The sequence below is a fragment of the Psychrobacter piscatorii genome, from assembly GCF_001444505.1.
Classification (GTDB): Bacteria; Pseudomonadota; Gammaproteobacteria; order Pseudomonadales; family Moraxellaceae; genus Psychrobacter; species Psychrobacter piscatorii_B.
In genome coordinates, this window is sequence record NZ_LNDJ01000111.1 from 1 (window position 1) to 10,595 (window position 10,595).

Here is a 10,595-nt window from a genome sequence, read left to right on the forward strand (position 1 = left end):
TTCCCGCTTATTATCGAATCATCGTGTTGTTAACAACTACTCCGTCTCGATAGGCTGGCTATTTTAGCAAATATTCTGTGGGTGTCAACACCTTTTTTAAAAATTATGGCTAATATTTTTAGTCCAGACCTTCGTTTTTGAGGAAATGTAACATAAGCAATTGATTTAAAAACAGGAATTACTTTTAGAGAAATATAAATTATTTTATATTAATAATAGCACTTTGAGGTTTATCCTCTGTCATTGATACCTACTACTTTGGTTAAACCTTATCGCTCTACAATTTACCTTGTGTGACGTTTGTACATGACTATAAATTTTTTTACTATCACTAAAAGCAAAACGTTACTTCATTATGAGCAATGTCTATTTCACTTACAATCATACGCTCTATTGTTACTTTTTCTATCTTGGTTTTACTTGGTTAACATTATTATACTTATCTACAATGACAGCTCGAACAGGCTTTTACTGTCTTAGTAGGTGATTGGGCGTCGATAAAGAGCCATAAAAAATAGCGCCATTACCTGCTGCAACGCGATTTACTTTGTTTGATTTTGCTTTTTACCATTTATCGAGAGGATGCTTTTCATGAAAAAACTATTGACCACTAGTGTGATGGCGGCTTCATTGTCCGCGCTGACATTGACTGGTTGTACCAGTACGACCAATACTGGTGCCATCGGCGTCGATCGTCAGCAGTTATTGTTGGTTTCTAGCGAGCAAGTACTGCAGTTATCTGCACAGAGCTACGCGAAGACACTGCAAGATGCAAGATCAAAAGGTGTATTAGATACCAATACCGCCCAATTGAATCGCTTGAAAAACATTGCTAATCGTTTGGTTGGTCAAGTGGGTGTTTATCGTGCAGATGCAGCAAAATGGAAATGGGAAGTACACACGATCAAATCTGATCAGTTGAATGCTTTTGTTATGCCAGGTGGTAAGGTTATGTTTTACTCAGGCATCATTGACCGTCTGAACTTAACTGATGATGAGATTGCTGCGATCATGGGTCATGAAATCTCTCACGCATTACGTGAGCACTCACGTGAACGCATCTCACGCGAATACGCGACCCAAACAGGTATCGGTGTTGCTGCTAGTATCTTTGGTCTATCACAAGGTCAAGCGCAGTTAGCAAGCGTTGCTGGCGATCTAGGCTTGAGCCGTCCGCACAGTCGTACCCAAGAGAGCGAAGCCGATCAAATTGGTCTTGAGTTAATGGCGCGCGCAGGTTATAACCCGCAGTCCGCTATTACTTTATGGCAAAAAATGCAGCGTGCGAGCCAAGGCGAGCCGCCTCAATTCCTAAGCACTCACCCAACGAGCAGCAGCCGTATCGCGGAGCTACAATCATTGATGCCAAAAGTAATGCCACTGTATCAAAAGGCGCGTCGTTAACACGTGACTTAGCGTATTAAGCTACGACTCATGAAGTGCGCAAATACCAAAAAGCAAAGTACAGACTCTGAGCTGCGCTTTGCTTTTTTACTTTTACTATTTATGGTTGTCACAGTTTAAGAGGTCTTAAAACGCGCGCTATACTGGTTTCTATGTCTGCTATAATGCCGATAGATATCATTTGCAGATTGCCTAATAGAATTGCGCAATATACATTGAAGGATTGTTATGAGCACTACACCTACCGCCGATGCACTTCATGCCAAGCTACAGGCTCTAGAGCCGCAGCACATTGAACTAATCAATGAGTCAATGGCCCATGCTGGCTATTTCGAAGGTAAAGAAAGCCACTTTAAGCTCACTATTGTCAGTGAGGCATTCGAGGGCAAGCGACTGGTCGGGCGTCATCAGCTAATATATGGATTGGTTACGCCTTTATTGACGTCCCAAGGCGGTCAAGTACATGCCTTAGCCATTCATGCTTATACACCGACAGAGTGGCAAGGTCAAAGCCCTGACAGTCCATTATGCGCGGGTCAAAATAAATAGCTGACAATAAAATGTTTTAAACAAGCCCATATAATGCAGTTCTAGCAGGAGCGATACTCGATGAAACATCTACACATGCTGATGGCGGTACTGACCATTGTGCTGTTCTTATATCAAAGCTACTTAGTGCTCAGCGCAAATAGACTCGCGCCACGCGTGGTCAAAATCGCCACTCATATTATCTATGCATTACTTATCGTATCAGGCGCTATTATGCTCATGCAGCTGATGAGTGCTAATGCGCCTGTGCAGTGGGTATTTGCCAAAATTATCTTACTTATTGCGGCAATTAGCTCAAGTATTAAAGCCTTTAATGCCCATGCGACACCCGCTCAAAGCAAAACAGGTATCCTGATTTCAGCTGTCGCGTATGTTGGCATTGTAATACTCGCCTTTGCCAAACCCGCCAACCTATTTTGATAAGTAATTGTTGTTGTAGCAGAGCTTCAATATTTTGAGTAAATATCGTACTGCTATCGCACAAGCAGGCGTATTGATAAGACCGTAAAATATTTAACCATTTATATTTTTTCAATATCTTAATAATGCTATTTTTGCTATCTTAAATAGATATAAATACAATTACTTAGCCTAATGGAGCCACTATGAAAACGTTTACCACAGCGACACTACTGGCAACAGTTGGCGTTTTTGCGCTCTCAGGCTGTGCTTCTACGGGCAATGTCACGCCGCAATATGTGCCGCCCAGCACTTATCAAAACTATGATTGCCAAGCATTGAGCCAAGAATACAATCGCGTCAACCGTTATGTCGAAGCTGCTCGCAATGAGCAATCTACTTTTGCAGCGTCCGGCGTGGGCGTGGGGATTTCTGCAGGACGCTGGGGTATCTCGCCCAATATTAGCTTAGGGGTTGGCAAAAGTGACAACACCAAAGCGCGTGACGCAAAATTATCAAGGCTCTATGGTGAGCGCGATGCGATTGTCCAATCTGCCCGTATTCAACGTTGTAGTTTTGCCAATGGCATCAAAATCTACGGTGAATGAAATTAGATAAAGACACCCGACCGACAATAAGATTAAATAGTTGCCATGAGCAATAAAAAGCCAATACGCGCTAAACGTATTGGCTTTTTTAGTTAGGGCTTTGGTGAGCAGCTGGCCTCAGACTACGCCTGTAAGCTTTGTACCCACTGAATGATTTGATGACTGGGTAGTGCGCCTGACTGACGCGCGACTTCCTTACCATTTCTAAAGGCAACCATCGTCGGTAAGCTGCGGATATTATAAGGGGCTGCCGCTTGCTCATATTTATCCGTCTGTACTTTGGCAAACACTACCTGCGGCAATTGACCAGCAGCCGTCTTGAACTCTGGCGCCATCATAATGCACGGCTGGCACCAGCTCGCCCAAAAATCTACGATGGTCAATACGTCGTTTTTTTGGATAACCTTATTGGCCGTTAGTGCATTCAGCTCATGCGGGCTTGCGGTCAATAATGATTGACTACATTTACCGCATTTCGGTGCAGCGCTTAGCCGTGCAGCCGGAACACGATTGGTTGCGTGGCAATGCAGGCATACTAAATGAAAACTGTGTTCACTCATTATCTGTGTCCTATTTTAATTGTTCTGGAGTGTCTCGATCGGTTTGTATCAATAATTTTAGCATAATCATTTATAGATAAGTGCCTACCCTACAGCGCGATGTGATATATCATATTTTTTAGTCATGACACGCTTTGATTTATTCACCAAGGGCATTGATGGGTACTTTTAGATAGCGCGTACCGTTATCTTCTGGCTCTGGAAAGTTCCCCGCATCAATATTCACTTGTACCGCTGGTATAATCAGACGCGGCATGTCCAAGGTCGCATCGCGGCGCTCACGCATTTGCACAAACTCTGCTTCGTTGATACTGTCTTTGACATGGATATTTTCTAATTTTTGCGCCGCAACCGTGGTCGTTGGGCAGTGCTGGCGACTCTCACGCGGATAGTCATGACACAAGTACATCACAGTATCTTCAGGGAGTGCGAGCAGTTTTTGAATAGAGCGATAAAGCGTCTTTGCGTCACCACCTGGGAAATCACAACGAGCCGTGCCCACATCAGGGGCAAATAACGTATCGCCGACGAAGACCACTGTTTTCTCATTATCAGATGCCATATAAGCCATATCAGCACGAGTATGACCTGGCACATACATGGCTGTGATTGTAATACTGCCGAGCGCTAACGTCTGACCGTCGTCCGTCAAAATATCAAACTGACTGGCATCGGTGCGGAAACTGGTATCAAAGTTAAAGATTTGCTTAAATATTTTTTGTACTTCAGTGATGTGCTGACCGATGACCAATTGTCCACCAAGGCTTTCTTTGACATGGATCGCCGCCGATAAATGATCCGCATGAGCGTGCGTCTCAATAATATATTTCAGCGCCCAACCGCGCTCACGTACGAACTCAATGACCTCGTCAACGCTGCTTGTGCTCGTCCTACCTGATTTTGCATCAAAGTTTAATACTGGATCAATCATGGCACATAGCTGCTGCTCGACATCAGCCAGTACATGTGTGTAGGTTTCTGTGTCTCTATCTAAGAAAGAATGAACTTGCATGGCTGCCTCTTTGTCTATTTATGAGTGTTGTGGCAATGTGGTTTTTATATTCAATTAACGCTTAAGTATGATATTGAGTCGTATATAATGATTGCTTATCATTACGATTTATTTGTTATTACTAATATAGCAACTGCAATACATTTTATCAATTTATATAATGTAAATAATGATATCTTGCTATGTGGCGCGATATCATTGATAATCAACCATATATTATTAAAAATAATATGGCAGTGACTGCCCTATTATATAAGGAGCTTATTCTGGCTACTTCTACTTCACCAATGAGTACATCTACTCACAGCGCTAACCATGATACCTCCTCTGATAGCGCCGACTTTTCATCTATTGATCTTGCCAAACAAATGCAACAAGCATCGATGCAGGCCAGCCAATTACTAAAGTCGCTCTCTCATCCTGATCGCCTACTTTTACTTTGTCAGTTGACACAAGGTGAGTACTGCGTCGGTGAGCTTGAGGGGTTGGTTGGTGTTGGACAGCCAAGCTTGTCGCAGCAACTGGGTATCTTGCGTAAGGATGAGCTGGTTGCCACTCGCCGTGAGGGCAAGCAAATTTACTATCGTATCGCAAGTGATGATGCTTTAGCCGTATTAGATCTGCTTTATCAGAGATTTTGTGCCAAAACCGAATAATGCCGTACTCGCCTGACTGTTTTATACTGCTTTCTATCTTGGTGATGTATTGATATGTCTTCTATCGCTGCACGTCTGATTCCTACTTGGCTGCGCCAATACCAGCTCACAGCATTACCGACTGATCTGGTCGCAGGACTGGTGGTGGGCGTACTGGTGATACCACAAAGCCTAGGTTATGCGGTACTTGCTGGTCTGCCGCCCGTGTATGGTCTGTATTCTGCGATCGTGCCTGTACTCGTCTATGCTTGGCTGGGTTCTAGCAACGTACAAGCTGTTGGGCCCGTCGCGATCACTGCCATCATGACGGCCAGTGGTCTACTGCCTTATGCTGAGCAAGGCACAGAGCAGTATGCCCTGATGGCGAGTTTGCTAGCATTAATGGTAGGCGCATTGCTGTGGATTGCAGGGCGGCTAAAGCTTGGCTGGATCATGCAGTTTATCAGTCGCGGCGTCTCAGCAGGGTTTGTGAGCGGCGCGGCAGTGCTTATCTTTGTCAGTCAGCTAAAGTATCTGATGGCGATACCTATCGCTGGTAGCAGCTTGGTTGGCTATTTATCTACCATGCAGCGCTATGCCAGTCAGGTGCATCCGCTGACCTTAGTGATTGGTATTATCGCGTTTGTACTTTTGGTCGCTAACCGCTATGCGAGTCAATGGGTATGGCGAACGTGGCTGTCATCATCGTATGCCAAATGGGCCGAACGTTTATTTCCATTGGTTTTACTGGGTATTGCTATCGTTCTGAGTATGCTATTGCACTGGAATTCGTTAGGGGTTGCGACCATTGGTCGTATTCCACAAGGTTTACCCAGCTTTACGCTACCGCATATGACCGACCTACAAGAAGCGCTCAAACTCTTGCCGACCGCAGGATTGATGGCACTAATTGTTTTTGTCTCTAGCAGTTCCGTTGCCAGTACTTACGCACGCTTGCGCGGTGAGAGCTTCGATGCCAACCATGAGCTGACGGGTCTTGGTCTTGCCAATCTATCTGGCGGACTGTTCCAGAGCTTTGCGGTCGCAGGTGGCTTTTCACGCACGGCGATCAATGCAGATTCTGGAGCAAAGACACCCCTTGCCAGCCTTGTGACGGTGCTGGTAATGATTGCCGCACTGATTGCCTTTAGTAATGCACTTGCACCCTTGCCTTATGCGTTACTCGGTGCAACCATCATGGCCTCTATCATTGGTCTGATAGATATTGCGACTTTAAAGTCTGCTTGGCAACGCGATCGCTTGGATGGGGCTAGCTTTTTGGCAGCGTTCGTCGGTGTGCTCATATTTGGGCTAAATACGGGTTTGGTTATTGGGCTAATGGTGTCATTCGCCAGTCTCATTTGGCAATCAAGTAAGCCACATGTCGCCATCGTGGGACAGCTGGGCGGTACCGGACACTTTCGCAATATCAATCGTCACGATGTGGTGACTTTTGACAATTTATTGATGCTGCGTATCGATGAGAGTCTGTTTTTTGGCAATAGTGAATCGGTACACCACCGTATTCTAAATGCCATGCAGCAATATCCAGCAGCGCAGGAAATTATTTTGATCATGGCCGCGGTCAATCATATTGATCTGACAGCACAAGAGATGCTCAGTACCTTAAATAAAGAGCTTGCGCTGCAAAACAAGCGCTTACATTTTAGTTTTATTAAGGGCCCTGTCATGGATATCATCGGGCAGACACCGCTCATTAGTGAGCTGTCAGGGCAGGTATATCTCAGTACGTTAGATGCCGTCGATGCCTTGAAGGACATTTAGCTGCGTCATTATTTTTGTACCGCGCTTTTAATCGCTACTGTCGTCTATCGTACAATATCGCTATGATAGAGCCTGTGTTATGCTAGATTGACTGAACATAGGCTAATGGTACATAAACACATATCACCCGTCGTTTCAGTCTAAACAATGCTTGATCCCATTTTGATAATCTCTGCCAAGACCTCAATAATAAATATATATTAACAACGATAACTGAAGCTATTTATGACCGATGACCTAACGATTTATAAGCAAATCTATCCAAGCCAATGTATCAAAATTGCCGAGCTTGGCTATCGCTCAGTACTCAATATACGTCCAGACGCTGAGATCGAAACACAGCCTAACAGCTGTGATTTGGCAACTGCTACAAAAGAAGCAAACCTAACCTATCATCATCTACCATTCGATGATGAGCGCTTGAGTATGCTGACCGTAGAGCAGTTTGCTGAGTTTTATCATGCGATGCCAAAGCCCATATTGATGTTTTGCGGTACAGGCGCACGCGCCAAACTACTGTATCAAAGCGCATTGATGCAAGGCTTGCTATAGTCATATTGCTCGCTTTGGCTCAATCATAAATGTATTTTACACCACCAACTCAACCAATAAAAAGGGAGCTCCTATGAGCCATGAAGTTAGCTTTACCGGACAGATCACCCCTGACCAAGTCCCTATGATTGCCGAAAACGGCTTTAAAACCATTATCAACAACCGTCCTGATGGCGAAGAGCCAAATCAGCCAACCAGTGCAGAGATTGAAGCTGCTGCTAAAGAAGCAGGACTTGCGTACAAAGAGATATCATTTGCAGGTAACGAGCTGAATCAAACCCACGTCGAAGCATTTGCAGATTTCTTTAACCAAGCTGAGCAGCCAATGCTTATCTTTTGTCGTACAGGTAACCGCTCAAACGGTATCTATGAAGCCGCCAAGCAAATGGACTTATTAGACGATTAGTCTTTCGCCAAATTAACGAAATGTCCTACTTAAAACTGAAAACGCCCGTCCAAATATTGGATGGGCTTTTTTTGGGATATCATTTGAATGATAGAGATATCACGCAAGTTATAGACTGGTTAATTTTTGACATTGAGTACATAATCAAAAGTCACTGTGATCGTTGAATAGGATTTAAAAATGCAAAAACCACTACTGATTATCGGCAATAAAAACTACTCCTCTTGGTCGCTACGGGCATGGTTACTCTTAAAAGCGTTCAATGTTGACTTTGACGAGCAGCTGATTGAATTGTTTGATCCCTCAGCACGCCCAATACTTGAGGCGCATTCACCAACAGGAAAAGTCCCTGTATTGGTCTATGGTGAAGGCAATGAAAAAGTCACTGTTTGGGATACGTTAGCCATTGCGATGTATGTTAATGAGTATTTTACGGATATCAATATTTGGACAGGCATCAATAAGCCTGACACTAACGCTCAAACTGACCATCAAAATAGAATCAACAGCGCCTATTGCCAAAGCATCATTGCTGAGATGCATTCAGGGTTATCAGGTATTCGTAATGAGATGCCGATGAATATCAGAGCAACTGCTAAAATACAACCGAGCAGTGCGTGCTTATCTGATATTGCTCGTATTGAGGCTATCTTTGCCGATTGCTTAAAAGGACGTTCGACGAACAGTTATTTGTTTGGACATTTCACAGCAGCTGATGTCTTTTTTGCCCCAGTGGTGTTGCGATTACAGACCTATGCTGATGCATCCAATATCACTTTGCAACCACTGACTAAGCAGTATTGCCAGACCATGCTGAACAACCCGCATATCAAGGCTTGGATTCAAGCAGCACTGCAAGAGACACGGATGATTGAAGAAGATGAAGCGGGTGAGGTTGTCTCGTTATCGGGTATATTGTCGGCTAAATAACACTTTCCACAAAAAAACCACTTTAGCCAAGCTAAAGTGGTTTTTTATTTGATAAGACTTCGAGTATAACGTTTTACTGTTTTTGCTCTAATGCCTCTTTTACTGCTTTTTTGCCCCATGCACTCAGATCGAGATCTAATTTCTCATACTCTTGCGCATCGAATAACGGCTCTTTGACACCTGATTTTAATTGACGGGCAAAGTCGTCAAGTAAGCGCTTGGCACGCGGGAACAGCATAATCAAGGCCAATAAGTTGGCAAGTGCCAGTACGCCCATCAATGGATCGGCGAAGAAGAACACGGTGGTAGCTGCTGGAGCAACTGCGCCCAAGAACAAGATCGCAATCACCACAACACGCAACACCAAGGTTGCCGTTTTAGTATTCTTCTTAACCAAGAAGTTAATCGCATTTTCGCCCATGTAGTAGTTATACATGATCGAGCTTAATGCAAACAATAGTAGCGAGATGGTTAACACGTACTGTGACCAATCACCCAGCTGCGCGGTGAGCGCTTGCTGCGCCAGTACAATACCATCAACTTCGGCACCTGGCTGATAAACGCCGCTGAGCAAAATCATAAATGCCGTGGCACTACAGACAACAATCGTATCGATAAATACTGATAGTGACTGCGAGATACCTTGACTGACTGGATGCGTGGCATAAGCAGTGGCGGCAATGTTAGGCGCAGAACCCAAACCTGCCTCATTAGAGAACAGGCCGCGCTTCATGCCTTGCTCAATCGCCACACCGATACCGCCACCAACGACGGATTCAATACCAAATGCATTTTTGACAATCATTGCCATCAGTGCAGGCAGATCGGCGATATTCAACACGATGATAATTAGTGCCATCCCAATGTAAATCAACGCCATCACAGGAATGACAACGTCAGCGACCTTTGCAATGCGCTGGATACCGCCAAAAACGATAAATCCACCCGCAACCACCAGTACCGCACCTGATATCCAGCGATCAATCCCGAAGCTTTCAAGCGCGGAACCTGCTACCGTATTACCTTGGAATGCGATAAATCCAATGGAAAAAGACAGTAGTAAAGCAATAGCATAAATAACGGCAAGCCAGCGATAGTCTTTACCTAACCCATGTAAAATATAGGTCGCAGGGCCACCGCGAAAGTTACCATCAGTGTCTCTGCGCTTGTAAAGCTGAGCCAAGCTACATTCAACAATACTGGTCATCATGCCGATGAGGGCCACAACCCACATCCAAAAAACTGCACCGGGACCACCTAAAGAGATTGCAACGGCAACACCCGCGATGTTACCACCGCCAACACGTCCGCCGATCGACACGAGCAACGCCTGACGGGCAGAAATGCCGTCGTCTCCTACTTCGTCCGTCTTAAACACACGGAACATACGTTTAAAATATGTAAACTGAGCGAACCTGCCTACAATGGTAAATAATAAACCAAAAATAATTAACATAGGCACGAGTGCCCAGCCCCATGTTAGATCCCCGACTAGGGCAAAAAAAGATTCTATATATTCCATGCCTATTTTCCTTATAGTTCATGACGCTATGATAGGTTTTATTGGGCTTATTATCGCATCTAAGACCCGTATTTGTAACGAAAATGGCGCATTTGTAATGTAGATGATGACATTTTTCAAGAGAAATTGCTTTGTTCACTCATCAAAATGACTGGTTTTTAAACTTTAGGCGCTATTCTATAGAAAAATTCCTATAAAAACGCAAAAAAAAGCCACCTCAATTGAGGTGGCTT

General features: G+C 44.4%; 12 protein-coding genes. 9 read left to right on the forward strand and 3 right to left on the reverse strand.

Annotation, left to right across the window (positions count from 1 at the left end):
• Positions 1–591: 591 nt before the first annotated feature.
• From AS194_RS11910 to AS194_RS11925, 4 genes are all read left to right on the forward strand, one after another.
• Positions 592–1,404, forward strand: coding sequence for a M48 family metallopeptidase (locus AS194_RS11910; protein ID WP_058025708.1), 813 nt, complete (start codon positions 592–594; stop codon positions 1,402–1,404).
• A gap of 228 nt (positions 1,405–1,632) precedes the next feature.
• Positions 1,633–1,953: a BolA family protein gene (locus AS194_RS11915; RefSeq protein WP_058025709.1), complete on the forward strand. Its 321-nt coding sequence runs from the start codon at positions 1,633–1,635 to the stop codon at positions 1,951–1,953.
• Between the two features lie 60 nt (positions 1,954–2,013).
• Positions 2,014–2,373, forward strand: coding sequence for a SirB2 family protein (locus tag AS194_RS11920; protein ID WP_058025710.1), 360 nt, complete (start codon positions 2,014–2,016; stop codon positions 2,371–2,373).
• 185 nt (positions 2,374–2,558) lie between these two features.
• Positions 2,559–2,960, forward strand: a complete 402-nt coding sequence (locus AS194_RS11925; protein ID WP_058025711.1) for a hypothetical protein — start codon at positions 2,559–2,561, stop codon at positions 2,958–2,960.
• A gap of 122 nt (positions 2,961–3,082) precedes the next feature.
• On the opposite strand, the gene trxA is transcribed toward AS194_RS11925, so the two are convergent.
• Positions 3,083–3,520, reverse strand: a complete 438-nt coding sequence (gene trxA / locus AS194_RS11930; RefSeq protein WP_058025712.1) for a thioredoxin — start codon at positions 3,518–3,520, stop codon at positions 3,083–3,085.
• A 139-nt stretch (positions 3,521–3,659) separates the two neighbouring features.
• Positions 3,660–4,532: an MBL fold metallo-hydrolase gene (locus AS194_RS11935; protein WP_058025713.1), complete on the reverse strand. Its 873-nt coding sequence runs from the start codon at positions 4,530–4,532 to the stop codon at positions 3,660–3,662.
• A 182-nt stretch (positions 4,533–4,714) separates the two neighbouring features.
• Between AS194_RS11935 and AS194_RS14095 the strand changes: the two genes are divergently transcribed.
• The 5 genes from AS194_RS14095 to AS194_RS11960 all read left to right on the forward strand — a co-directional run bounded on the left by AS194_RS14095 (position 4,715) and on the right by AS194_RS11960 (position 8,840).
• Complete coding sequence (locus AS194_RS14095; protein ID WP_264753454.1) at positions 4,715–5,188, forward strand: ArsR/SmtB family transcription factor; 474 nt, start codon at positions 4,715–4,717, stop codon at positions 5,186–5,188.
• A 54-nt stretch (positions 5,189–5,242) separates the two neighbouring features.
• Positions 5,243–6,952, forward strand: coding sequence for a SulP family inorganic anion transporter (locus tag AS194_RS11945; protein ID WP_058025714.1), 1,710 nt, complete (start codon positions 5,243–5,245; stop codon positions 6,950–6,952).
• Positions 6,953–7,177: 225 nt separating this feature from the next.
• Entirely contained in the window at positions 7,178–7,504 is a 327-nt protein-coding gene (locus AS194_RS11950; protein WP_058025715.1) for a beta-lactamase hydrolase domain-containing protein, read from the forward strand.
• Positions 7,505–7,577: 73 nt separating this feature from the next.
• Positions 7,578–7,910, forward strand: coding sequence for a TIGR01244 family sulfur transferase (locus tag AS194_RS11955; RefSeq protein WP_058025716.1), 333 nt, complete (start codon positions 7,578–7,580; stop codon positions 7,908–7,910).
• 180 nt (positions 7,911–8,090) lie between these two features.
• Positions 8,091–8,840: a glutathione S-transferase family protein gene (locus AS194_RS11960; RefSeq protein ID WP_058025717.1), complete on the forward strand. Its 750-nt coding sequence runs from the start codon at positions 8,091–8,093 to the stop codon at positions 8,838–8,840.
• Between the two features lie 73 nt (positions 8,841–8,913).
• Here the strand turns inward: AS194_RS11960 and AS194_RS11965 are convergent, their stop codons facing one another.
• Positions 8,914–10,362 carry an alanine/glycine:cation symporter family protein gene (locus AS194_RS11965; RefSeq protein WP_058025718.1) on the reverse strand — a complete coding sequence of 483 codons (1,449 nt, stop codon included), beginning with the start codon at positions 10,360–10,362 and terminating at the stop codon, positions 8,914–8,916.
• Positions 10,363–10,595 lie beyond the last annotated feature (233 nt).